Origin of the sequence: Pseudoalteromonas sp. Of11M-6 (assembly GCF_022347905.1) — a bacterium.
Lineage (GTDB): Bacteria > Pseudomonadota > Gammaproteobacteria > Enterobacterales > Alteromonadaceae > Pseudoalteromonas.
This window is the reverse complement of sequence record NZ_JAKRFW010000004.1, coordinates 1-26,358: the sequence shown is the minus strand read 5'-3', so window position 1 is coordinate 26,358 and position 26,358 is coordinate 1. Positions and strand designations below refer to the sequence as shown.

Annotated in this window: 21 protein-coding genes; 4 read left to right on the top strand and 17 right to left on the bottom strand. The window is 43.8% G+C overall.

The features are described 5' to 3' along the window. The 4 genes from lgt to rppH are packed head-to-tail and all read right to left on the bottom strand — an operon-like array spanning position 1 to position 4,508. Entirely contained in the window at positions 1-813 is an 813-nt protein-coding gene (gene lgt, locus MHN32_RS03275; protein WP_206471542.1) for a prolipoprotein diacylglyceryl transferase, read from the bottom strand. Between the two features lie 9 nt (positions 814-822). Next, positions 823-1,632, bottom strand: a complete 810-nt coding sequence (locus MHN32_RS03270) for a sulfite exporter TauE/SafE family protein (RefSeq protein ID WP_010606284.1) — start codon at positions 1,630-1,632, stop codon at positions 823-825. A 47-nt stretch (positions 1,633-1,679) separates the two neighbouring features. Beyond that, on the bottom strand, positions 1,680-3,968 hold the full coding sequence (gene ptsP, locus MHN32_RS03265) for a phosphoenolpyruvate--protein phosphotransferase (RefSeq protein ID WP_017218101.1): 2,289 nt from the start codon (positions 3,966-3,968) through the stop codon (positions 1,680-1,682). A gap of 15 nt (positions 3,969-3,983) precedes the next feature. Next, positions 3,984-4,508, bottom strand: a complete 525-nt coding sequence (gene rppH / locus MHN32_RS03260) for an RNA pyrophosphohydrolase (protein ID WP_010369331.1) — start codon at positions 4,506-4,508, stop codon at positions 3,984-3,986. Between the two features lie 439 nt (positions 4,509-4,947). On the opposite strand from rppH, the gene mutH reads away from it, so the two are divergent. Continuing rightward, positions 4,948-5,622, top strand: coding sequence for a DNA mismatch repair endonuclease MutH (gene mutH, locus MHN32_RS03255; RefSeq protein WP_275440160.1), 675 nt, complete (start codon positions 4,948-4,950; stop codon positions 5,620-5,622). 101 nt (positions 5,623-5,723) lie between these two features. Beyond that, positions 5,724-5,903, top strand: a complete 180-nt coding sequence (locus tag MHN32_RS03250) for a hypothetical protein (protein ID WP_102056442.1) — start codon at positions 5,724-5,726, stop codon at positions 5,901-5,903. A 66-nt stretch (positions 5,904-5,969) separates the two neighbouring features. Here MHN32_RS03250 and eno read toward each other — a convergent pair whose 3' ends face one another. The 5 genes from eno to rlmD all read right to left on the bottom strand — a co-directional run bounded on the left by eno (position 5,970) and on the right by rlmD (position 13,670). Then, positions 5,970-7,262: a phosphopyruvate hydratase gene (eno, locus tag MHN32_RS03245; protein ID WP_239420870.1), complete on the bottom strand. Its 1,293-nt coding sequence runs from the start codon at positions 7,260-7,262 to the stop codon at positions 5,970-5,972. 242 nt (positions 7,263-7,504) lie between these two features. After that, positions 7,505-9,139 carry a CTP synthase gene (locus tag MHN32_RS03240; protein ID WP_010369341.1) on the bottom strand — a complete coding sequence of 545 codons (1,635 nt, stop codon included), beginning with the start codon at positions 9,137-9,139 and terminating at the stop codon, positions 7,505-7,507. A gap of 157 nt (positions 9,140-9,296) precedes the next feature. Then, complete coding sequence (gene mazG / locus MHN32_RS03235; RefSeq protein WP_239420869.1) at positions 9,297-10,121, bottom strand: nucleoside triphosphate pyrophosphohydrolase; 825 nt, start codon at positions 10,119-10,121, stop codon at positions 9,297-9,299. Further along, complete coding sequence (relA, locus tag MHN32_RS03230; RefSeq protein WP_239420868.1) at positions 10,105-12,258, bottom strand: GTP diphosphokinase; 2,154 nt, start codon at positions 12,256-12,258, stop codon at positions 10,105-10,107. The genes mazG and relA overlap by 17 nt, the downstream gene beginning before the upstream one ends. A gap of 92 nt (positions 12,259-12,350) precedes the next feature. Next, a complete protein-coding gene (rlmD, locus tag MHN32_RS03225; protein WP_102056439.1) occupies positions 12,351-13,670 on the bottom strand; it encodes a 23S rRNA (uracil(1939)-C(5))-methyltransferase RlmD in 1,320 nt (439 codons plus the stop codon). Between the two features lie 78 nt (positions 13,671-13,748). Between rlmD and barA the strand changes: the two genes are divergently transcribed. Both barA and MHN32_RS03215 read left to right on the top strand, forming a co-directional pair. Further along, positions 13,749-16,514, top strand: coding sequence for a two-component sensor histidine kinase BarA (gene barA / locus MHN32_RS03220; RefSeq protein ID WP_102056438.1), 2,766 nt, complete (start codon positions 13,749-13,751; stop codon positions 16,512-16,514). A gap of 219 nt (positions 16,515-16,733) precedes the next feature. Then, entirely contained in the window at positions 16,734-17,519 is a 786-nt protein-coding gene (locus tag MHN32_RS03215) for a MipA/OmpV family protein (RefSeq protein WP_010606275.1), read from the top strand. Positions 17,520-17,604: 85 nt separating this feature from the next. Here MHN32_RS03215 and purF read toward each other — a convergent pair whose 3' ends face one another. The 8 genes from purF to MHN32_RS03175 form a co-directional block, all read right to left on the bottom strand. After that, complete coding sequence (gene purF / locus MHN32_RS03210) at positions 17,605-19,137, bottom strand: amidophosphoribosyltransferase (RefSeq protein WP_239420867.1); 1,533 nt, start codon at positions 19,135-19,137, stop codon at positions 17,605-17,607. A gap of 18 nt (positions 19,138-19,155) precedes the next feature. Next, positions 19,156-19,650, bottom strand: coding sequence for a CvpA family protein (locus tag MHN32_RS03205; RefSeq protein ID WP_010369359.1), 495 nt, complete (start codon positions 19,648-19,650; stop codon positions 19,156-19,158). 61 nt (positions 19,651-19,711) lie between these two features. Continuing rightward, on the bottom strand, positions 19,712-20,338 hold the full coding sequence (locus tag MHN32_RS03200) for an SPOR domain-containing protein (protein WP_239420866.1): 627 nt from the start codon (positions 20,336-20,338) through the stop codon (positions 19,712-19,714). Between the two features lie 36 nt (positions 20,339-20,374). Further along, complete coding sequence (gene folC, locus MHN32_RS03195) at positions 20,375-21,631, bottom strand: bifunctional tetrahydrofolate synthase/dihydrofolate synthase (RefSeq protein ID WP_010606272.1); 1,257 nt, start codon at positions 21,629-21,631, stop codon at positions 20,375-20,377. A 26-nt stretch (positions 21,632-21,657) separates the two neighbouring features. After that, on the bottom strand, positions 21,658-22,533 hold the full coding sequence (gene accD, locus MHN32_RS03190) for an acetyl-CoA carboxylase, carboxyltransferase subunit beta (protein ID WP_010606271.1): 876 nt from the start codon (positions 22,531-22,533) through the stop codon (positions 21,658-21,660). A 134-nt stretch (positions 22,534-22,667) separates the two neighbouring features. Then, on the bottom strand, positions 22,668-23,462 hold the full coding sequence (truA, locus tag MHN32_RS03185; RefSeq protein WP_010606270.1) for a tRNA pseudouridine(38-40) synthase TruA: 795 nt from the start codon (positions 23,460-23,462) through the stop codon (positions 22,668-22,670). Between the two features lie 142 nt (positions 23,463-23,604). Beyond that, on the bottom strand, positions 23,605-25,845 hold the full coding sequence (locus MHN32_RS03180; RefSeq protein WP_239420938.1) for a FimV/HubP family polar landmark protein: 2,241 nt from the start codon (positions 25,843-25,845) through the stop codon (positions 23,605-23,607). A gap of 116 nt (positions 25,846-25,961) precedes the next feature. Continuing rightward, positions 25,962-26,358, bottom strand: a 397-nt coding sequence (locus MHN32_RS03175; RefSeq protein ID WP_239420865.1) for a hypothetical protein, incomplete at its 5' end; no start/stop codon positions are given.

Genomic DNA, 26,358 nt, shown 5'->3' with positions numbered 1-26,358 from the left:
TTAACTTTTAACTTGCTCGTTAGATGGGTTGCTACTTTCTCGCTTATATGCCCATACCATAAGGATAGCGCCTGCAATCACCATAGGGAGGGATAAGATCTGACCTTGAGAAATAAAGCCACCATATAAGCCAATATGTGCATCTGGTTCACGGAAATACTCGATTGAGAAGCGGAAGACACCGTAACCGGCTAAAAATAGACCTGCTACGCTGCCCGCTGGGCGCGGTTTTTTCCTAAACCATACCAACATCACAAACAATACCAACCCTTCAAAAAACGCTTCATAAAGTTGTGATGGGTGGCGCGGCTGTGGTCCGCCCGTTGGGAAAATAAATGCCCAGGGAACATCCGTTACGCGACCCCATAATTCGCCATTAATGAAGTTACCGATACGACCAGCAAAAAGCCCAACAGGCACCATAGGAACGACAAAGTCACCTACCGATAAAATCGAACGTTTGTTTTTAAGCGCATACACGATAATTGCCGTTATAACGCCCAATGCACCGCCATGGAAAGACATACCGCCTTGGTCCACCCTAAACAAATAAAGCGGGTTTTCAATAAAATGAGAGAATTGATAAAACAACACGTAACCAATTCGCCCGCCCAAGATCACACCGAGCATACAGTAAAAAACTAGGTCGCCAACTTGGTCTTTATTCCAACCAGAGTTTGGTTTTTTTGCTTCTTTCCCTGCCCACCACATGGCGAACATAAAGCCGATTAAATACATTAATCCATACCAACGAACACTTAACGGTCCGATGGAAAAAATCACAGGGTCTATCTGTGGAAACTGCAAAGCCATAGCCTTTCCTTAATTCATTAACATATTGCCAGCGATAACAATGAGTAACGCCGCAAACACTTTCTTAATCGTTGTGACTGGTAAGTGGTGCGTAGCTTTAGCACCAATAGGCGCCATAAACCATGAAGTTGCCACTATACCAAACAAAGCCGGTAAATAGACAAAACCTAAAAATCCATGCTCAATATCCACATGTTGGCTGCCAGAAGCGATATAGCCAAAGGAGCCAAAGATAGCGATAACAATACCACTGGCAGACGCACATCCTATCGCTTTTTTCATATCAACAGAGAAAAATGTCAGTAGTGGGACGATTAATGCTCCCCCGCCGATACCAATCATTGCAGACAGCGCCCCCGTTACCGAGGTTAGCATCGCAAGTATCGGTCCTTGCGGTATAGCTCTGGTTGATTGTGGCGGTCTTCTGGAACTCCACGCCATTTTCAATGCAATGCCCACAACACTAACCACAAAAATAATTCTGACGAGTTTTTCAGGCAACATCACTGCGGCAAAACCACTGCCCAACGCGCCGACTGCCACACCTAACATCACCCATGGAGCAATGTGCCATGGAACATTGTCATTTTTATGATGTGCTTTGGCTGAAGATGTCGAAGTGAAAATAATGGAGGCGAGAGACGTCGCAATTGCAACTAACACCACTTGATCTGTGGGTATAACATTAAATTTGGTCAAGATGACAGATAAAATAGGGACTATCAGCAGCCCGCCGCCGATACCAAGTAGACCTGCCAAAAAGCCAACTGCACAGCCGAGCAAAGCGCAAAGTACAACGATGAGTATAATAGTTTCCATCAACAAGCTCTTATTCTTATAGCGCCGTAATGGTAGCGTAAATAGCCTTAAGAAGCACCCTTTGCTTGGTGGCTGGTATAGAGTAATTCTGCAAAATGATGTTCTATCATAAATTCTTTAATAATTCGGCGCACTTGCTTAGATGACGGCTGTGCTAAACAATTTTCAAGTAAAGCTTCCATATCCGTTACTCTCAGTCTACGTAACACCCATTTTACTTTGTTCAGTGATGAAATATTCATACTCAAACGGCGATACCCCATTGCAATAAGCAAGATTGCTCCCTCAGGCTCACCGCCTAATTCTCCACACAGGCTAAAAGGCAGCTCGTGTAATTCACACTGCTGTGCAATCTGGTTTAACACTCGTAATACACTGGGGTGATAAGGGTCAAAAAGATCCGCTACTTGCGCGTTGGTTCTATCAACGGCTAATAAATACTGCGTCAAATCGTTACTGCCCACAGAGCAAAAATCAATTTTTTTCGACCACTCAGGTAACAAGTACACGCTAGACGGTACTTCGAGCATCACGCCGATTTCAGGTCGGTCGATGGTATAAAAAGGATCAGCCCATTCGTCTTGCAGCTCAAAACAAGCCTGCTCAATGAGTGCCATCGCTTCATCTATTTCCTCACTATGACCCACCATAGGCAACATGATCTGTAAGTTGCCAAGACCTGCGTTTGCTTTGATCATCGCTTTGATTTGATCCAAGAAAAGCTCGGGGTGATCCAGCGATACACGAATGCCCCGCCATCCTAAAAATGGGTTTTCTTCTTTGATATCAAAGTAATCTAGAATTTTGTCGCCACCGATATCTAAAGTCCGCATCACTACGGGCTCAGGGTGATAACGTGATAGCACCTCGCGATACCAGACTTCTTGCTCCGATTGTGTTGGGAATTGGCCTTTTTGCATAAACCAAGACTCAGTTCGATAAAGACCAACGCCATCGCAATAACTCGCGCTTAATGTCTCGGTCGATAGATCAAGCCCAGCATTTAAGAGTAAATTTATACGCTCACCATCGAGTGTAATAGGCGGCAAATCATGTTCCGCTTCAAACTTATCATGCAGAATGTTGTCTTTACGTTTGATTTCAACGTACTCATTGACCAACATTTGCGAAGGCGAAATATAAAGCCGTCCAGAATACGCATCCATGATCATAGACTTACCATCAAACTGTAATAATGGAATGTCTTCTATCCCCCAAATAGCAGGGACGCCCATCGCGCGAGTGAGAATGGAGGCGTGAGAGTTGGCCGAGCCATGCACACTGACTACCCCTTTGAGCTTTTCTTTTGGTACTTGCGCTAACATAGTTGGAGTCAAAGTATGGGCGATTAGAATCGTATTATCTGGATAGTGTTTAACAGCTTGTTCAGTTGAGACTAAATGCTGGAGCACGCGCAGGCCAATATCATTAACATCAATCGCACGCTCTTTGATATAAGGGTCGCTCATCATATCAAACTGAGCCACAAGCTTTTCGATAACAAGCTTTAGCGCTGTTTTCGCGTTCCAGCCTTGTTGTATTTCAGACTCTACTTGTTTACCTAAACTCTTGGCATCCAAAAGTTGCTGATAAACCTCAAACACAGCTACCGCTTCTTTTGGAATATCATCACTCAGAGTTTTGGCTAAAATATGGAATTCTTGCCGAGTCGCGGCCACCGCTTGATGAAACAGCTGAATTTGCTGCTGAATATTGTCACTATGCTGTGGTTCAATACTCGCAAAATCAATATGGGGTAACACCACATAACCATCGCCTAAGGCAATACCTGGAGCACTTGATACCCCTTTTAACACTGAGGTTCTGTGACTGCTTGCATCTTGTTGAAGTAAAGTTTGGATCTCGGTGTTGGCAAGCTGTGAAGCCAATTGCGCTGAAAGCGTAATAAGAAAGGACTCTTCATCATGGCTAAATACACGAGCAATCTTTTGCTGCACCACAATAACTCCAAGCACTTTACGCTGGTGTACAACAGGTACTGATAAGAAAGCATTGTAGCCTTCTTCATTGACCTCAGGTGACAGTTTGAATCTTGGGTGTGATTGGGCGTGGGCAACGTTAATTGGCTCTTCACGCTGGGCAACAAGACCGACTAGGCCTTCGGTAAATCCCATGCGGAATTTTCCGATTGCTTCAGGGTTTAAGCCATCCGTTGCCATCAGGATAAAGTTATCTTGACTGTAATCGGCAAAATAAACTGAGCAGCATTCAGTGTGCATGGCATCTTTGACCATAGTAACAAAGCAATTTAACGCGCTTTGTAGGTCACTTTGCTGTGCCACTGACTCAGCAATCGATCTTAACGTTGCTAACACCTGCTGCTCCTATTTTTATCGTTTTGTGCGCCAGAAATCCTTTTGCCCTTGCTGTTCACGTTTACCAAATGGCATCGCAAACGGAGCGAATTCCTTCATCACTCGACGATAGACATCACGCTTAAACGATACAACTTGACGTACTGGATACCAATAGCTAACCCAGCGCCAATCATCGAACTCAGGGTGATGCGTACGTAATAAGTCTACGTCTTCATCTTTACACCTAAGTTTCAATAAAAACCATTTCTGCTTTTGCCCGATACAGACTGGGCTTGAATCTCGTCTAATTAACCTTTTTGGTAGTTTGTAACGTAACCAATGTTTAGAACTTGCTACTATTTCAACATCTTCTGGCCTAAGTCCAACTTCTTCATGAAGTTCACGATACATCGTTTGCTCAGGTGTTTCCCCTTGATCTATTCCGCCTTGAGGAAATTGCCAAGAGTGTTGTCCGTAACGACGGGCCCAAAAAACCTGCCCCTGATTATTACAAATCACTATTCCGACATTGGCACGAAACCCTTCGGCATCAATCACCTTAGTGCCTCATTTATAAGTCGATTTTTAATGATTGTTCCACAACTCCCGCGCCACGGCAAATTTAATTCCATTCTATACCTAAATTATCTCAGCATACTCTCAAGTTACCCACAACTTGTGCATAACTAAGTGTTTTTCAGTTCAAATTACGAACAAATCCACAATTACACACTTCAAACCTCAGGTTTTCCACATATTCTGTGGATAATTATGTTTATAGTCTTGTATTTATCCAAAGCCATAAGATTTCCAAGCCGCTCTGACTGTAGCAAAATAAAAATAATTTCATATTTATCATATAGATAATAAAGTTATTACTTTAACCATATGTTGAAATAACAAACCACACTTAAGTTGAGTACAAAACAACCAACTTACTTCACCACATGATTTCTTTTATAATCGTGTTTTTAGGGGATAGACTCAGGAGTATCGCTTGCCATCAGTTACACCACCACGCTCTGTGGGCGAACTTATGCAGCGTGTTGAAAACATAGCCGGTTTAACATTAGGTGAACTCGCTCATCAGCTCTCGTTTAAAACACCACAAGACTTGCTCAAAGAGAAAGGCTGGGTAGGACAACTCATAGAAGCGGCCTTAGGTGCCACCGCGGGCTCAAAGCCTGTGCCTGATTTTGAGCATATTGGCGTTGAACTCAAGACTTTGCCCATAAGCTATCAAGGCAAACCGCTAGAGACCACCTATGTTTCTGTCGTGCCGCTGACTCAGTTAACAGGATTAACATGGGAAGCGTCGAGTGTTAAAAAGAAATTAGCTCACGTTCTTTGGCTACCCATATTAGCCGAGCGAGAAATTCCTTTAATAGATAGGGTTATTGGACACGGCTTCTTATGGCAGCCAGACGCGCATCAAGAACAATTGTTACGAAGAGACTGGGAAGAGCAAATCGAGTTAATCGCTACGGGCCATGTAGAGGAAATCTCAGGGCATCTTGGAGAAATCATGCAGATAAGGCCAAAAGCGGCAAATGCCAAAGCGCTCACCGATGCAATTGGGCCTAACGGTAAAATAGTGCAAACTTTGCCAAGAGGTTTTTATTTGAAAATCAATTTCACTCAATCGATATTAGCGCAAGAGTTTGGTGCTTAAAAACACCTGTTGACTTTTTATACAAAAAGTACAAATGTAACACAACCAACATCTTGTATGGATTTGGTTAACATTTATATTTTTTATAGAAGGAAACGACAATGAAATTAAAGTTCAACAAAAAATCGATTAAAGAACTTAGTGTGAACAAAATACTTGTGACCAAGATGACACCAGCTGTTGCTGGAGGTAATGGAGCAGCAACGATGGATGATACTTGTAATTCACTTCAAGTCTGTTGGACATTCCGATATGGCCAAGGACATTGTGAAGTTTGGTGATGAACGCTAGGAACAAAAACGCCAGTAACTAAACTGGCGTTTTTACAACACATCAAGTAATGCTAATTACTGACCTTTGATTTCACTACGGCCTTTGTATACCGCTTTTTCACCTAGCGCTTCTTCAATACGTAGTAACTGGTTGTACTTAGCTACACGATCCGAACGACAAAGTGAACCTGTCTTAATTTGACCTGCCGCTGTCGCCACTGCTAAATCAGCAATGGTTGCGTCTTCAGTTTCACCAGAGCGGTGTGAAATAACGGCAGTAAAGCCAGCATCTTGCGCCATTTTGATGGCATCAAGCGTTTCAGACAGTGAACCAATCTGGTTGAATTTAATCAAGATTGAGTTACCAATGCTTTCTTCAATACCACGCTTTAAAATCTTAGTGTTAGTAACAAAAAGATCATCACCCACTAGCTGAACTTTATCGCCGATTTTATCTGTTAGGACTTTCCAGCCAGCCCAGTCGCTTTCGTCTAGGCCATCTTCGATTGATACAATTGGGTAACGTGCTGCAAGATCGGCCAAGAAGCCTGCAAAACCTTCCGAGTCGAATGTTTTACCTTCGCCCTTTAGGTCATACTTGCCATCGACATAAAACTCAGACGCTGCACAGTCAAGTGCTAGTGTTACGTCTTTGTTCATTTCGTAGCCAGCTGCTGCAACCGCTTCAACAATCACTTCTAGCGCTTCTTCATTTGACTTAAGGTCTGGAGCAAAACCACCTTCATCACCAACAGCAGTGTTCAGGCCACGTGACTTAAGTACGTTTTTCAAGCTATGGAAGATTTCAGCACCCATACGTAGTGCTTCACGGAAGCTCTTTGCACCAACAGGCTGAACCATAAACTCTTGAATATCAACGTTGTTATCCGCGTGCTCACCACCATTGATAATGTTCATCATCGGAACTGGCATTGAGTACTGACCTGCTGTGCCGTTGATGTCTGCGATATGCTCGTATAGCGCCACGCCTTTGTCTTGTGCAGCTGCTTTTGCTGTTGCTAGAGATACCGCAAGGATGGCATTCGCACCTAGTTTTTCTTTGTTTTCAGTGCCGTCTAAGTCCAACATAATTTGGTCGATTGCACGTTGTTCTAGCGCGTTTTGACCTTCAAGTGCTGCCGCGATTTCGTTATTTACGTAGTTTACCGCTGTTAATACACCTTTACCTAAGTAACGAGACTTATCACCATCACGTAGCTCTAGTGCTTCACGGGTACCCGTAGATGCACCTGATGGCGCACATGCACGGCCGCATGCACCTGACTCTAGGTGTACGTCCGCTTCTACTGTTGGGTTACCGCGTGAGTCCATAACTTCACGGCCAATCACTCTAACGATTTTTGACATCTTGATTCCTCTTATTCCCAAAGTGGTGTGTGTTGCACTGCTTCTGTCGCAGGCGAATTCAGGGTCAATAAACCCGCTTTAAAGTTTGCCTTATCTCTGTTGCTTCGCAAAGTGAAGAATTTACACGTATCACATTGACGCGCCGGCAGATAAGAAAAAGTTTGGCGATAAACACTACTCTTAGCGCCTATTGCAAAACTTTCTGCAACAAAAAAGCCGTGCAAGAGCACGGCTTTTTCTTATTACGAAGATGCTTTTTGGTGGCTGTATGCCGCCGCAACAAAGCCTTCAAATAACGGGTGACCATCACGAGGCGTTGACGTGAACTCAGGGTGGAACTGAGCCGCGATAAACCAAGGGTGATCTTTATTCTCGATAATCTCAACTAGTTTCTTGTCTTCTGACAGACCAGTAAATTGCAGACCCGCTTTTTCAAGCTCAGCAACATAGTTGTTGTTTACTTCGTAGCGGTGACGGTGACGCTCAACGATTTCGGCATTACCGTATACTTCACGCACCTTAGAGCCCTCTTTTAAGTGGCAAAGCTGCGCGCCAAGACGCATAGTGCCACCAAGATCAGAATCGTGGTCACGTACTTCAATCTTACCGTCTGCATCTAACCACTCAGTGATCAGACCAACTACTGGGTGTGGGCTTTCAAGATCAAATTCAGTTGAGTTAGCACCAGTCAGACCTGCAACGTTACGCGCATACTCGATTAACGCAACTTGCATCCCTAAACAAATGCCTAGGTATGGTACTTTGTTTTCACGTGCATATTTTGCAGCTAAGATCTTACCTTCAACGCCACGGTTACCAAAGCCACCTGGTACTAAGATAGCATCAAGGTGTTCAAGTAACTCAGTGCCTTTGCTCTCGATATCTTGAGAGTCAACATATTCAATATTCACCGTTAAACGGTTTTTCAAACCAGCATGCTTCAATGCTTCGTTAACTGATTTATATGCGTCCGGTAATTCGATGTATTTACCAACCATACCAATTGTCACTTCACCAGTAGGATTTGACTCTTGATAAAGTACTTGTTCCCACTCAGATAAATCCGCTTCCGGACGCTCAAGGTAGAAACGACGACAAATGATGTTATCAAGCTCTTGCGACTTCAATAGCGCAGGGATCTTATAAATACTGTCTACGTCTTGTAGCGAGATAACTGCTTTTTCTTCCACGTTAGTGAATAGTGCAATCTTCGCGCGCTCGTTCGCTGGTAATTTACGATCTGAACGACAGATCAAAATATCAGGTTGAATACCGATTGAACGAAGCTCTTTCACAGAGTGCTGGGTTGGCTTAGTTTTCACTTCACCCGCAGGGCCTAAGAAAGGCACTAGCGTCAAATGCATAAACAAAGCGCTCTCACGACCAAGCTCTGTGCCTAGCTGACGAATTGCTTCTAGGAAAGGTTGTGACTCGATATCACCAACCGTACCACCGATCTCTACGATAGCAACATCATGGCCTTCCGCGCCTTCAAGCACGCGACGCTTGATGTCGTTTGTGATGTGAGGAATAACCTGAATAGTGGCACCTAAGTACTCACCTCTACGCTCTTTGCGCAACACGTCTTCAAATACACGGCCTTGTGTAAAGTTATTACGCTTGGTCATTTTTGTGCGAATAAAACGCTCGTAGTGACCAAGATCAAGGTCGGTTTCCGCGCCGTCTTCGGTTACGAATACTTCACCGTGTTGGATAGGGCTCATGGTCCCAGGGTCAACATTGATGTAAGGATCCAGCTTTAGAATCGTTACTTTCAAGCCACGTGCTTCTAAAATAGCGGCTAAAGAAGCAGCTGCAATACCTTTACCCAAGGAGGATACTACTCCGCCCGTTACGAAGATAAATTTTGTACTCATGCGAACCCTAGAAATTTCAGGAAAATTGGAATTTAAATAAGAATCAAGACGGGGCGATAGTATAGCAAAAGCACCTAAGTCATTCCAGCTAAAAATGACTTAGCACGGTAATATATTTTATCAGGAGGTCGTTTAAAATAACGAACAAACCGTAAAATCAGTCTCTGTTTTTACTGCGTTGACGACGTTTCACTGTCTCCCAAGCACCATCCATCTCCTCCAAGCTCGCATCTTTAAGTGATAGTGAGGACTCATTCAAAACGGCTTCGACTTGCACAAAGCGATTTTTAAATTTCTCATTGGCTTGACGTAGCAGCTGCTCCGGATCTCGTTTTATATGCCGGCTCACATTCACAGTTGCAAACAACAAGTCGCCCACCTCTTCCGCTGTATGTTCAGAGCGTGGATCAACTTGCAGCGCCTCGCTCACCTCTGCTATTTCCTCTTGTACTTTATCCCACGCGCCGTGATAACTTGGCCAGTCAAATCCGAGTTTGGCTGCTTGCTTTTGAATTTTGTAGGCTTTTGATAATGCAGGCAAGCTGCTTGGAATATCTGCCGCGAACGCCCCTTGTTTTTTTGCCTGTTTTTCTTGCTGTTTAATGGCGTGCCATTGCTGCTCAAGCTCTGCTTCGCTTAAGCTTTCCTGCTTTTCAAATACATGAGGATGGCGTCTCACTAATTTGTCATTGAGAGTTTGCACTATGTCAGCAAAATCAAACAACCCCTGCTCTTTTCCAAGCTGAGCATAAAAAATCACTTGGAACAGCAAGTCCCCCAACTCTTCTTTTAAGTGAACAAAGTCGCCTTGCTCGATAGCATCGGCAACTTCGTGTGCTTCTTCTAACGTATAAGGGACAATGGTTTTAAAGGTTTGCTTCTTATCCCAGTCGCATCCAGTGCTTGGGTCGCGTAGCTGCGACATAATCTCTAGCAGCTGCTCTATCCCCATTGTTGCCGAAGGCTTAGAGTCGTTTGGCATCAAAAACACCTTCGATTTGCATCAATTTAGTCAGCAAGCGATGCATAGCAGAAAGGTCATCCACCTCTACCTTCATCATAAATACCGCCACGTTTTTATCGTCTTGGGTTTGTACATTCATATTGAGCACATTGACTTTTTCATTGGCAAGCACAGCGCTAATGTCTCGGATCAACCCTTGGCGGTCGTGCGCTTCAATTTTTAATGTAATGGCGTACGACGCTTTAACATCCTCTGACCAACTGACTGCAATCTCACGCTCTGGATGTATATCCGTAATATGAGCAAACGACTCACAATCAGAGCGATGCACGGCAATACCTCGCCCTTGCGTGATGTAACCCACAATTTCATCGCCCGGTACTGGCTCACAGCATTTCGCCATATGACTCATTAAGCTGCCTACCCCATCAACGACCACTGCATTTTTGTCGCCTTTAGTGTGTTTTGGCGAGGAGATTTTTAACTTAGGTGTATCCTCAGGTTTATCTTGCACGTAGTTCAGGAATTGATTGATACGAATATCACCGGCACCAATCGCCACCATTAAATCGTCGAGTTCTTTAAAGTTAAAGCGGTCAATCGCGGGTTCTAAATCTTTATAGGTAATATCTAGTTTTTGCAGATGACTATCTAAAATTTCCTTACCCGCTTGAAGATTTTTGTCTCTATCTTGCTGCTTAAACCAGTGATGGATCTTACTGCGCGCTCTTGAAGAATGAATATATCCCAGCGACGGGTTTAACCAATCTCGACTTGGTGAAGCATTTTTCTGGGTAAGAATCTCTACCTGATCGCCTGTGCGCAATGTGTAAGTGAAAGGCACTATTTTACCAAACACTTTTGCACCAATGCAGCGATGTCCAACATTAGAATGAATGTAGTAAGCGAAGTCGAGTGGCGTCGAGCCTAGTGGCAAATCAAAGATATCGCCCTTGGGCGTGAATACATAAACACGGTCTTCGACAACCTGATTCTTCAGCTCATCTGCTATTTCGCTGCCATCTACCACTTCTTCTTGCCACTGCAACAGTTTGCGTAGCCAGCTAATTTTTTGCTCGTATCCTGAGTTTCTGCCCGGCAATGCACCTTCTTTGTACATCCAATGAGCCGCCACCCCAAGCTCTGCATCTCGATGCATGGCCTCAGTACGGATTTGGATTTCTACCGTTTTGCCCTCAGGACCAAATACCACGGTGTGGATAGACTGATAGCCGTTTTGCTTAGGCGTAGCAATATAGTCGTCAAACTCTTTGTTTAAATGCCGCCAACTGGTGTGCACAATGCCCAACGCGGCGTAGCAATCTTGAATTTCATCTACCACCACACGCATAGCTCGAATGTCGAACAACTGTTCGAATTCATAGCTTTTCTGCGCCATTTTTTTATAAATGCTATAAATATGCTTAGGGCGACCGTAGACCTGCGCTTTAATGCCTGCATCCGCAAGTTTTTGTGCCACCGAATTAACCATATTTTCCATATAAGCTTCGCGGTCTAGGCGTTTATCAGAAAGCTTCTTGGCAATAGACTTATACGTATCCGGGTGCAAATAACGGAAAGAGAGATCTTCAAGTTCCCATTTTAATTGGCCAATCCCCAAACGGTTCGCAAGTGGTGCAAAAATATTGGCAGCCGCTTTTGCAGCAACGACTCTTTCTTCTTCAGATGCTTTCTTAACCGCACGTAAATGGCAGATTTGCTCAGCAAGCTTAATCACTACAGCGCGCACATCTTCCACCATAGCGAGTAACATACGGCGGATGTTGTCGACTTGTACCTTACCGGAGCTTTGGTGTGCCAACGTACTAATAGTGTCCATATTCTCCACCCCTCTTAAAAGCAGTGAGATATTTTTGCCAAGCGCTTCCTCTACTTGCTCAAGGGACAACTTTCCAGCAACAAAATAAGGAGTTAAAAACGCAGTTGCTAAAGATTCGCTATCAAAATTTAAGTCTGCAAGGATCTCTACCATTTCGATGGCATTATTGAGATGTTCCGTTGACTCATCCGCGGGACAAAGTTCATAGGCCTTTTGCAGCCAGTCCCTTTGATCCTCTGACAAGTTTAAGATAGTGAGTCGCGCATCAAACTCCAGTGGCAAAGTGGTTTGATGCGACTGCCGAGTAGCAACCATGTTTTGATACCTCCTTAAAATTACTTACCCGCCTCATTTTCGGGTAAATTATCTAGCCTAATGCTCGGGCAATAACGGCCTCATAGCTCAGGCTATTTACACTGCTTTTTAAACAGCGCCATGGTTTCGATATGTCCCGTGTGGACAAACATATTCATTAAGCCAAGCTTCTCTATTTCAAAGCCTGCCTGCGCTATCACCAAAGAATCGCGCGCCAGTGTAACTGGGTCGCATGACACGTATAAAATACGGGTAAACTGCGTCAAAGGTAATTGCTGCAGTACCTCAAGCGCCCCCGGCCTTGAAGGGTCCAGTACTAATACATCCAGATTTGCGTCGAACCAAGCAGCCTCTGCAATCGACTGGGTTAGATCAAAACAGTGAAACTGAACATTACTGATTTTATTAGTTTGCGCATTTTGCTGAGCCATTGCAACCGATTGCGCTTCACCTTCTACCCCAATCACATTTTTTGCTTGTTTTGCGAGCACCAAAGAGAAATTTCCCACCCCACAGAAAAGGTCGAGGACACTTTCATCGTTATTCAGCTGTAGCCAGTCTGTCGCTTGGCGCAGCATTGCTTCATTTACCGATTGATTCACTTGAATAAAGTTGTTCAATTTAAATTCAAGTGTTAAGTCAAATTCACCAAGGTGATAGTGCGGCAACTGGGAATACACAACTGGCGTCTCGCCATCGTCAAACAGTACCTGACAATTTTCCAGCTCGTTTTGTAGCGTTTCGCGAGTCGAAGCGGACAGTGGCTTTGTATGACGACACAACACATAGTTATAGTTGTCAGCCTGACAAAGCTGAATATGACTGATTAGTCTAAACTCACTTAGCGACTGTGCTAGCAAACTTAGCGTGTTAACAATACGATCAAAAGGCGACACCAATACGTCACACTGCGCTATTTCGATAATCTGCTTCGACTGACTTGCTCTAAAGCCTAACTTGACGCTTTTGCTTTGTTTATCAAAAATGCATGCCAAACGAGCTGCACGGCGATAATGAAGCGCCATAGAGGTGATCGGCGCTTGCCAAGGTAAGTGCTCAATGTTGGCAAAACGCGCAAAAAGTTTTTCGACTGCATGTTGCTTTTCATTGAGCTGACCATCAATACTTTGATGCTGCAAGCTACAACCACCGCACTGCTGGTAATGCGGGCAAAACGGTTTAACACGCTCTTTGGAGGCATTAAGTACTTTGATCACCTTCGCTTCCAACAGTTTAGACTTTGCCTGTACAACCTGTGCTCTCACTCGCTCACCAGTCAAGGCACCAGCCACAAAACAGACCTTACCTTCATGGCGAGCAACACCTCGCCCCTGATGATCCATTGACTCTATGCTTAATTCTATTTGCTTTGACGGCTTAGCAGCTTTCTTAGCACGAAAAATCTGTGCCATTGGGTTCCTCATTTGTTTGCTTATCACGTCGGTAAAAGATAATCTTAGTTACAGATTTCTCTGCACTTTTTTGACCCTATGACAAAATTAAACCTGCGTGACAGTATTTTACTACTCACTCTTTTGCCAACCCTTTTGGTTGGCTTGCTACTTGGTGGTTATTTTACTATAAATCGCTACGTAGAGCTTGAGGAAATTCTGATAAGTCAGGGAAATCGCATTGCAGATTCACTTGCCATGTCAGTAGAATACCCAATAGAAAAACAAGATAAAGCGCACTTACACCGCATTTTAAGCCAGGCACACAATAAACATGCACCACTGGTAAAAAGCATCGCGCTGTTTGATAGCCAAAATCAGCTTATTCTTACCAGTAATTATCATAGTGAATTCGATAAATTACATTATTTTGGTGAAGTGCAAAAGCTACAAACCACCGAAGTCACTACACTAAAAAATACCTTTGTGTTTTATTCACCAGTTAAAAACCATTTAGCAAAAAAAACCGATTGGCACAGTGCAGAGCCGGCTACGCTGGCGATTTTAGTTGTAGAGATCAGTAAAGACCAAGCGTTGATATCGCAGCAACGCGCGCTGATTTTGAGTGCCATTGTTATTATTTTCTCCTTTTTACTTAGTGTTATGTTGGCCATGCGATTGTCACGTATGCTAACCAAACCAATTGCCAATTTGATTTTAGCCACAGACAAGCTCAACGAAGGTAAACAAGACATCGCAATCAATGAGCCGATGCGGGGTGAATTTGAGCTTTTGCGCCAAGGCTTGATCGTTATTGGCAGAAAGATGGCAAATCAAAAAGACGAAATGCAAAAGCACATTGACCAGGCAACTAGTGATTATCGTGAAACCCTAGAGCAGTATGAAACGCAGAATATTCAGCTCAATATTGCCAAAAAAGAGGCACAAGATGCTAACCGCGTAAAGTCGGATTTCTTGGCTAAGATGAGTCATGAACTTAGAACGCCGCTCAATGGTGTTATAGGCTTTACCCGTCAACTTTATAAAACACCATTAAATAAACACCAAAAAGATTATTTAGATACCATAGAGCTATCTGCAAATAGCCTGCTTACCATCATTAGTGACATCTTGGATTTTTCAAAGCTAGAAGCTGGTGCTATGGAGCTGGAGAATATCCAGTTTGAATTACGCGACGCCGTCAATGAGGTCATGACCTTATTAGCGCCAAGCGCTCACGAAAAGCAGTTGGAGTTTTCCATTTCTGTTAATCGCCAAGTGCCCGACAACTTAATTGGCGATCCTACGCGATTTAAACAGGTATTGACCAATCTGATCAGTAATGCCATCAAGTTCACGGAAAAAGGCTCAGTCAAAGTGGATATTAACCACCGTCTGATGGATGAATCTCAGTCCTCGTTGCTAGTGTCTGTCAGCGATACCGGGGTCGGTATTGCTCAGGATAAGCAAGACGCACTATTTACGCCGTTTGCTCAAGCCGATACTAGTATTACCCGTAAATTTGGTGGCACAGGTCTAGGTCTTATCATCACTAAGCATATTGTTGAGGCGATGAATGGTCGTATCACTCTTAACTCAGCACCAGGAAATGGCACCTGTTTCTCATTTAACGCGGTCTTTGCATTACCAAACCGCCTATACAACGACAACTTACCAAGCAAGCCGCTTGAAAATAAACGCGTGCTCTACTTTGAACCACAAGAGCATACTCATTATGCGGTAATAGCTCAACTACAAGCGTGGGAAATGCAAGTCACTCGCTGCCTTACCGAAGAAGAGTTTGATACTGCCTTAGGCCAAGATTTTAATTACGATATCTGTTTAATTGGATCTATGGCAAGCGTCGACCAAATGCAAACCGTTAAGAGTTACATCAAGCAAGCTCGCGGATCCGCAGACTACCTATATTTGATGGTTAATACCGTCTCACATAATATGCGTGAGGCACTTATTGGCAGTGGAGCTGACGCTTGTTTAAGCAAGCCACTTAACCACAGAAAACTATGCGAAATGCTTGCAGCACCTTATCGTTTAGACCATCCAGACATGAGTGCCAATGAAATCGAAGCCACAAGTCTGCCACTTAAAGTGCTGGTTGCAGACGATAACGATGCTAACTTGAAGTTGATATGCACATTGTTAGATGAACAAGTAGAGGCAATAGATACAGCGCATAATGGTGCTCAAGCAGTCAGTTTATGTAAATCAAGAAAATACGACCTGATATTTATGGATATTCAAATGCCCATAATGGATGGTATAAGCGCCTGTAGGAGCATAAGAGAGTCGTCCTTAAATGAGGATACTCCTATCATCGCCGTCACCGCACATGCGCTTGCTGGCGAAAAAGAGCAACTGCTTAAAGATGGCTTTAGTAACTATATGACTAAACCCATAGATGAAGATATGCTCAAGCAAATTATTTGCGACCATAGCGCGTCTTCACCAGTAGCGAGACAAAAAAATATTGAGAGTCATCAGCACAGCGTGCCGCCATTTAATAGCCAAATGTTAGATTGGGGATTAGCATTACAGCGAGCGGGTAATAAACCTGATTTAGCATTGGAAATGCTCAATATGCTGCTTTCTAGCGTGCCCGAAACGTTGCAGCAGTTGGAGTCTGCACAAGACGCAGAGGATCTCCCGACGCTGCTCAAAGTAGTTCATAAATTCCACGGTGCCTGCTGTTATACTGGCGTACCAACCCTAAAGAAATTGGCTGAGATCATTGAAACAGGATTAAAACAAGAAAAACCACTCAGTGATATCGAGCCTGAGCTATTTGAGCTGGTTGATGGACTAACTGTATTACTAACAGATTCTGATCTCACTCAATCCAGTTAAATCTTATACACACCTATCTGCTCGCTACTTTATAAAAACCCTTTTGAAGTGGCGAGTAGATTAGGGATGTAAGACAACAACGATTTCTTAAACAGATAACACTTCAAACAACGTTTCCCGACAATTTATTACACTTTCTAACAGCACTTTCCCAAGTCTTGTAACAAACTTCTTACATTCTAAATTCTCGCAATTTTTAACTTACGAAAGGAATTCTGTATGTATCTAATCAAGTCAGCACTCACGTCTGCTGCCGTCTTCACTTTAACCTTTGCTTCTTTTAGTCATGCCATTGAGCCGAAATCTAACGAATGGCAGGTTCGTTTAGGGGGAGGAGCCGCGGCTGCAGATTTGCCATGGAAAGGCATTGACAGTGAGTTTATCTCAATTCCCATTATAGATATTCAAAAAGGAAATTGGTTTATCAACAAAGATAGCCTAATTGGTTACCGCTTTCCTATTACTGAAGATTTATCTGTCTACTCTGGGTTGGGCTATCGTCAAGATGGCTATGACGGTGTATTCCGAGACGCAAAGTCTGAAGATAAGATTTTTGACGGATATGACGCGCCGGATGGCGATGTCACGGTTAACTATGGCGTCACCTACCTGTGGTTTACGCTAGCTGGCCATAGTGATATCTCCGATAATTCAGATTCGACCACGGCTACTTTTTCGGTATCAATCCCACTTTACAACGATGGTCGAGGATTTAAAATCTCGGCAGTAGGTAATGTAGAATGGCAGCAGTCTGATTATGTTAATTATATCTATGGAATAACTGGTGAAAATATCGATATTAGCCGAGGCCGATTCCGCTACTTAACTGCTGATGACGCTGTGAATTATTCCGCAGGGTTGACTGCGCATTATCAGATAAAAACACAACTCAGTCTGGTTGGTGGGATAACTCGAACTAAACTCGATGATGTTATTGCCAATAGCCCTTTGCTAGACAGAGACACCAGTGACCTCGCTTATGTTGGCCTAGTCTATCAATTTTAGGCTGTTGTCTGAGTTAAAATTAAATAAAAAACCCAAGTTAAACTTGGGTTTTTTATCATAATGCTTATTCACATCATCAACTAGTTTAGTCGCTTTCGGCGTTTTCCGCTTCTTGATTGTGTAGCTCAAGGCTTGCAGACATCGCGGCTTCACGATTAGACTTTGCCGAATCGTTGCGTAGCTCATCAATATGGTTGAGGTAGTTCTGGTCAACGTCACCTGTGATGTATTGACCATCAAATACCGAAGTCTCAAAGCGAACGATCTCTGGATTTTCTTGACCAACGGCTGCAATCAAATCGCTTAGGGATTGGTAGATCAAACCGTCCGAGCCAATACTCGCATTGATATCTTCCACTTCACGACCATGAGCGATTAGCTCTGATGCAGAAGGCATATCGATGCCATATACGTTCGGGAATCTTACCTCTGGTGCTGCTGATGCAAAGTACACGTTCTTCGCACCCGCTTCACGCGCCATTTCAACGATTTGCGCTGATGTTGTGCCTCGCACAATCGAATCATCGACAAGTAGCACGTTCTTACCAGCGAATTCTCTGTCAATCGCGTTAAGTTTACGACGTACAGACTTCTTACGCAGCTCTTGGCCAGGCATAATGAAAGTACGGCCAATGTAGCGGTTCTTAACAAACCCTTGGCGATAAGGAAGCCCTAGCACGGAAGCAATTTCAAGTGCGATATCACATGATGTTTCAGGGATTGGGATAACCACGTCGATATCTTTGTCGCCCCACTCTGTCGCGATTTTCTCACCGAGCTTGGTACCCATATTCACGCGAGTCGCATAAACAGACATTTTATCTATGTTTGAATCTGGGCGAGCAAAATATACAAACTCGAAGATACAAGGTGCAAGCGTCGTTTTAGCAGCGCAGATCTGAGAGAAAAACTCACCTTTTTCGGTTACGTAAATAGCTTCACCAGGTGCAACATCTCGCACAAACTCAAAGCCATCTGTTGCCAATGCAACACTCTCCGAAGCGAACATGTATTCCATGCCACGCTCAGTTTCTTTCTTACCGAACACAAGCGGACGAATACCATGAGGGTCTCTAAATGCCAAAATACCATGGCCGATGATCATCGCGATACTCGCGTAACCACCAGAAACAATAGACACAACCTCAGTTACTGCCGTAAACATGTCTTCCGCGTCTAATTTCATCTTGTCTGTTTTGCCAAGCTCGTGTGCTAAGATGTTCAGCAGGATCTCTGAATCAGACGTAGTATTAACGTGGCGACGCGCTTGAGTAAACAAACGCTCTTTTAATTTTTCTGCATTGGTTAAGTTGCCGTTGTGCGCAAGGGCAATACCAAATGGAGAGTTTACGTAGAAAGGTTGAGCTTCTGCTGAGCTTGAAGAGCCAGCAGTAGGATAACGTACATGACCAAGACCAATGTTGCCCTGTAGGCGTTTCATATGTCTTGTATGAAATACGTCTTTCACTAGACCGTTAGCTTTTCGTAAGCTAAACGTATTGTTGTCAATGGTAATAATGCCAGCCGCATCTTGGCCGCGGTGTTGCAAAACAGTTAAGCCGTCATAAATCGCCTGATTAACAGGAGATGTTCCGACTATCCCAACGATACCACACATTAAAAATTTCCTCGCCGATTAACGGTTTACTGAATCTAAAAAGCTCGAGTTATGTTCAAGATAGGAGAAAAACCACTCTATCACAAAGCCAAATTCAGGAATTAAGTTTGATGTTTTCCACCACTGCGTGTCTGGTGCACTGGTAAACGCATCAAGGAAAAAGAGTAAGGCGCTAACGACCAACACACCTCGAAGTCCACCGAATACAATCCCAAAGATCCTATCGGTGCCTGAGAGCCCAGTTCTTTGAACCAGTTCACTCAAGACATAATTAACAAGCCCGCCTAACATCAAGGTCGCAAAAAAGAGTATGGCTATTGCGGCTGCATTTCTTAAAAGGGGTTCTGAAATGAATGTTAGGAAGGTTGCGAGATATTGGTAAAAAATACTAGAGATGAAAAAAGCGCCGATCCATACGACAAGTGACATCGCTTCTTTGACAAAGCCTCGAAGCAAGCCAAAGATAGTCGATAAACCAACAATACCAAGAATGGCGTAATCAACCCAGATCATAGTAACCAATAAGTCGTTAATGTGGGGCGCATTCTAAAAGGTTTGGCATCTAAATGCCAGATCATTTTGTCACTTCAAATTGTGTCAAACGACCATTTAACTTTGTTAATTTCTTTAGTTCTGGTAACTTAGCTTCAAGTTCAGCTTTATTTAAGTCTGGTCCGACAAACACTTTTGTCAGTGTACCATTAGGGGTTTTAACGGGTTTTGTAAAGGTTTTAAAGCCATTGTCAGCAAGCTTCTTCGTCAGTGCATCGACGTTCGACTTATGCGAAAAGCTACCAAGCTGAATGACATAGGCCATTTTTGAAAAGTTAGCACTCTCTGGACGCGTTAATTTCGCCACCTCAACTTTGTTGGTCGTTGCGACGGGTTTCGCCTCAACGTGTGTAGGTGACGTATCTGATTGCGGCGTGTTGGCTAGCGTTGTCTCTTCCGTGCCTTCTAGTTTTGCATCATCGGCGTGAATATCTTCCAACGGCTCAGAGGGCAACTCAGGCGCAAGCTTGGCTTGCGCATCCACTTTTTCTTGGAGATCAATGGTTTTGAACTCAGGTCTTTCAGGGATCGCTTGAAATCCTTCCTTGTAGTGGACCTTTTCACCATCAAGGATATTTGGAATAAAGATCACCGCAGCAACCACGACGATACTCGTTCCAACAAGGCGATTTATAAATACTGAGTTCACAACTTTACTCTCTACTAAACGTTAAATCTTCTTTGGTTATTTTCGCCAGTATTCCATTGCCTCAGCAACGGTAAAGAACGAGCCAAATACCACCAATGCCTGATCGCTCGTAAGGGTATCGAGCTGAGTATCAAGTGCTGCTGTAACGCTATCGAATAAGGTGACATTGCAACTTGGGTCAAGCAAAGGTTTAAGGTTTTCCGCACGCTCTCCACGAGGCCCTGAAAGTGAAGCTAAACTCCAGCTATCTACATATTGGGTGACTTCTTTCAGCACACTGGCTTTATCTTTATCCGCAAGCATAGCGACTAAGGCATGAATTTTAAACCCTTTTTGCTTTAGTTCTTGTAACTTAGTTGCCAAATATCTTGCAGACTCTGGATTATGAGCAACATCTGTATAGACTAGCGGCGTGGTATTGAGTCGCTGAAAGCGACCTTCCACTTGCAAATTTGCCAAACAAGTCTTCACTGCATCATAGCTAGGTAGCAACTCAAGTTTAGCTAATACCGTTAACGCTGTCGCAGCATTTTGTGCTGGAATGGCTGGTTTGTCGAAGTGCCAATCAAAATCAAGATATTGCCATCTAAACTGAGAATCTAGCGGGGTAAAATAAAAATCGCGCTTTGATAACACCATATCTGCCGCAATTTCGTCGCCATAGTCTGTAACCGTATGTGGAATATTTAAATCGCCAACGATTGCAGGCTTACCACTGCGGAAAATGCCAGCTTTGTCATAGCCTACCAGCTCTCGGGTATCACCCAGATACTCTTTATGATCTAAGTCAACAGTCGTGATAACAGAGGCAAATGGCGAGACTATATTCGTCGCATCAAACCGCCCGCCTAAACCAACTTCAAGCAAAATATAATCAACCTTACAGCGCTTGAAAATACTTAACGCGCCAAGCGTACCAAACTCAAAATAGGTCAGCTGAGTGTCTTTGCGGGTGTCATCGAGGAATTTAAATGCATTGATATGATACTGATCTTCAAGCTCTGCCCCATTCACTCGGACACGCTCGTTGTAGCGCACTAAATGTGGTGAAGCGTAGGTGCCAACCGAAAACCCTTGTGCGAGCAACAACGACTCCAAGCACCTGGCCGTTGTGCCTTTACCATTGGTTCCACCAATTAGAATAATTTTACTGAAAGGCTCAAGTAATCCGGCTTGCTCGGCAACTTGCGCTACACGCTCAAGTCCCATTTCAATGGTGGCTGGATGAATTGCTTCTAAATAACAAAGCCAATCATCAAGGCTTGATGATTGGCTAGGCTGTTTAACCGTCATAAGTTGAGTAGCTCAATTTGAAAAATTTACGCTACTCTATGCTCTTGTTCAGTGGAAGGCAAGTCCATAAACTTCGCCAAAATACGCGCTAACGTATCGCGCATTTCACGACGGTCGACGATCATGTCAATCGCACCGTGCTCTAATAAGAACTCACTGCGCTGGAAACCATCAGGTAGAGTTTCACGTACAGTTTGTTCGATAACACGTGGACCCGCAAAACCGATAAGTGCTTTTGGCTCTGCCACATTGATATCACCAAGCATTGCCAATGATGCAGAAACACCACCCATAGTTGGATCGGTTAATACAGAGATAAATGGCAAGCCTTTATCACTCATTTTTGCCAATGCAGCACTTGTTTTTGCCATTTGCATCAATGACATAAGTGCTTCTTGCATACGTGCACCACCAGATGCAGAGAAACAGATTAACGGCATGTTATGTTCTAAACAAACGTTAACTGCATCAACAAATCTCGCACCAACAACCGACGCCATTGAACCACCCATAAAGGAAAACTCAAAAGCAACAGCAGCAACAGGAATACCCTTTACGCGGCCTTTCATTGCAACTAAAGCGTCTTTTTCACCACTTACCTTTTGCGCTTGAACGATACGATCTGAATATTTTTTAGAGTCTTTAAACTTTAATACGTCTTGTGGCTCATGCTCTGTGCCAAGCTCTTGACGATCTGCATCATCTAAAAAACTTTCAAGGCGCTTACGTGCCGTAATGCGCATGTGATGATCACACTTAGGACATACGTTTAACGACTTTTCTAATTCCGCTTTGTATAGGATTGAATCACAATCTGTACACTTTGCCCAAACCCCTTCTGGGATCTCTTTTTTACCAGAAGATTTAGTGGTTTTAGGTAAGATCTTTTCTAACCAACTCATTTGCAACTCTCTATCGTGCTTTATTCTGTTCCGTCAGTAAAGACAGACATCTTTTCCCAATTAAATCATGATTTAGCTATAGGTGATATAAAAAACTGGTCTTAAGAGTACAAGGTACTACATAAATATGACTGTTACACTAATTCCTCAGGCAAGAATAAAGGCCCAAGCGGCATCTTTTCTATTTGCCATTGTTCAGGATAGTCCACATCAACTAAATACAATCCGTTAGGTTTTGCCGTAGCACTTGCTAACGTGCGATCTTTTGCAACAAGCAGCTCCGCCATCCACTCAGGCTCTTGCTTGCCAACACCAATATCAAGTAAACAACCTGTAATATTGCGCACCATATGATGCAAAAACGCATTTGCTTTAATATCAATGACAATATATTTGCCAATGCGTTTCACCTCTAAGTGATGGATATTACGAAACGGCGTATTAGACTGACAATGTACCGCCCTGAAAGAAGTGAAATCTTGCTCCCCTATCATCACAGGGCATGCAACTTTCATTCTTTCAACATCAAGCTCGTGGTGAAAATGCGTTACGCCACTGCGTAAAATACCCGGCCTGTAGGTGTGATTATAAATAACGTAGCGGTATCGACGAGCTGTCGCAGAAAAACGAGCATGGAACTCAGGGTCGACTTCTTTAGCAAATCGTACCGCAATGTCGTCGGGAAGCTGAGAGTTCATTCCTAATGTAAAAGCGCTCATATCGCGAGCAGAATCCGTGTCAAAATGCACGAGTTGACCCGTTGCGTGAACCCCTGCATCAGTGCGCCCCGCGCAAGTTATCTCAACGGGATGATTACAGATATTCGATAGCGCTTTTTCTATTTCTTCTTGGACACTGCTGACATGATTTTGCCTCTGCCAACCACTATAATTTGCACCATTATATTCAATGCCTAACGCTACTCGCATACTTTTTCTATCGCAACCCATAACAAAAACGACATTTTATGCCATTGGCGATGTGAATTAAAGCGCTTAAGCTAAGAAGTAGATGATGATACCGGCCAAACAAGGCAATTACTTTGTTTGGTCGGTATCGTTGATGTGAGTATTAAGACTCTGTAAGACTGGATTTAAGCGACTTAGCCTCAGCTTGCACCGAATCCGGACCGTTCTCAATAACATCGTTGAGCGTTGATATCGCCGAATCATAATCTTGAATTTCGATATAAGCTTTCGCTAAATCTAATTTAGCGGCGAATCCTTCATCCTCTAAATCAACATCCGTGGTATTTTCACCCGCTAATAGCTCTTCAAAATCGCCAAGCCCAACATCCATATTTGCACCGACGTAAGGTTCAACATCGCTATCAAGATCGTCGCTTTGTTCAAGTAGGTCTTCAATTTCTAAGTAGTCTTCTGTACCTTCGGCGTCCGTTGGTAACGCTTGGGCTTCCCCTGCGACCAATTCGTCTTGTAACAAGCTATCGAAATCTACTTCAAAATCTTCTGCATTTCCGGCGTCAAAGTCACTGGGATCGTCCAGTTCGCTGAGTAGAGCATCGAAGTCTGCTTGGGTAAAGTCAGCCATAAATTCTTTTTCAATCTCGGCTTCATTGACCTCTGGTAATTCAGATTCAGTTTGTGGCTCAGAAAGTAGAGTTTCCAAGTCATCTTCATCGTTTAATTCTGGCAGCACGTCTTCGATTTCAAGCTCAGGTTCAGACTCAAGCTCATCATTTTCTGCAGCTTCGACCGGTGCTTCAGGTTCGTCTTCAAGCAAGGTCTCTTCGTCAAAATCTGCGTTTAACTCTGGCAGATCATCTTCGATTTCAAGTTCAGGTTCAGACTCAAGCGTATCACTTTCAGCTTCGTCGAGCGGCGCTTCAGATTCGTCTTCAAGCAAAGCCTCTTCATCAAAATCTGCGTTTAATTCTGGCAGCTCGTCTTCAACTTCCAGTTCAGGTTCAGACTCAAGCGTATCACTTTCTGCTGCTTCGACTGGTGCTTCAGGTTCGTCTTCAAGTAAGGTTTCTTCGTCAAAATCTGCGTTTAACTCCGGCAGCTCGTCTTCAACTTCCAGTTCAGGTTCAGACTCAAGCGTATCACTTTCTGCAGCTTCGACTGGTGCTGCAGGCTCATCAGCAAGCAAAGTCTCTTCGTCAAAATCTGCAGTTAATTCAGGCAGCTCGTCTTCAACTTCCAGTTCAGACTCAAGCGTATCACTTTCTGGTGCTTCAGGCTCGCCTTCGACTTCCAGTTCAGGTTCTGACTCAAACGTGTCACTTTCTGCTGCTTCGACTGGTGCTTCAGGTTCGTCTTCAAGCAAAGTTTCTTCGTCAAAATCTGTAGTTGACTCTGGCAGCTCGTCTTCGATTTCAAGTGCAGGTTCAGACTCAAGCGTGTTACTTTCTGCTTCTTCTGGCTCGTCTTCAAGCAAAGCCTCTTCATCAAAATCTGCAGTTAACTCTGGCAGCTCGTCTTCGATTTCAAGCTCAGGTTCAGACTCAAGCGCATCACTTTCAGCTTCGTCGAGCGGTGCTTCAGGCTCGCCTTCAGGCAAGGTTTCTTCGTCAAAATCTGCAGTTAACTCTGGCAGCTCGTCTTCGATTTCAAGCTCAGGTTCAGGCTCAAGCGCATCACTTTCAGCTTCGTCGAGCGGCGCTTCAGATTCGTCTTCAAGCAAAGTTTCTTCATCGAAATCTGCAGTTAATTCTGGCAGCTCGTCTTCGATTTCCAGTTCAGGTTCAGACTCAAGCGTATCACTTTCTGCTGCTTCGACTGGTGCTTCAGGTTCGTTTTCAAGCAAGGTATCTTCGTCAAAATCCGCACTAAATTCAGGCAAATCATCTTCATCAAAGCCAGAGATTTCATCGTCGAGAAGATCGTCATCAAGCCCGTCCTCTATATCAAATTGAGCGTCATTGGATAATGCTTCTGATAATGCTTTTTCGGTTTCGCTTTGCGAGTCAGTAGTTTCAAGTTCTTCGCCAAGTTCCAGCTCAGGGTAACTCTCTAGCTCTGCGCTTGGTTGCAGATCTTCTTCGTCAAGAAACTCTTCTTCTGCCAGTAAATCCACTTCGTCATTAAGTGGATCATCTCCCAGCTCAATTTCAACTTCTTCATCCGAAAAATCGTCTTCAAGTTCAGCATCCAACTCAAACTGTTCTTCGGCTTGAAGCTCCTGTAATAGTTCATCAACACTTTTTAAGTCAGGATCTTCAAATTCACTGTCTTCGTCAGCTTGAACATTCTCATCACTAAAATCTGCTTCATTGGCTAGATCGGACTGCAATGTATCTTCCATCAGTTCTTCAGATGATTCCGGAATAGCATCCTCTTCATCCAACATACCAGACAAGTGTCCTGACTCCGTTTGCTCAGGCTCAGCTAAAAGCTGTTTAGACTCCAGTTCAGGCTCGTCAGGTTCCTCTTCCAGCTTTGGTAAAGCATCTTCTGGTGCTTCATCTAATAAAGCATCAAGCTCGTTATCTGCTCTTCCAGCTCTGGCAAACCATCTTCTGGTGTTTCGTCAACTAATGCATCGAGATCGTCGTCGGCCAGTTCATCGGATTCTTCTTCCAGCTCTGGCAAAGCTTCTTCTGGTGTTTCTTCAACTAATGTATCGAGTTCAACATCGGCCAGCTCATCAGATTCTTCTTCCAGCTCTGGCAAACCATCTTCTGGTGTTTCGTCAACTAATGCATCGAGATCGTCGTCGGCCTGTTCATCGGATTCTTCTTCCAGTTCAGGTAACAGCTCTTCCTGTACTTCATCTAATAAAGCATCGAGTTCATCGTCGGCCTGTTCATCGGATTCTTCTTCCAGTTCAGGTAACAGCTCTTCCTGTGCTTCATCCAATAAA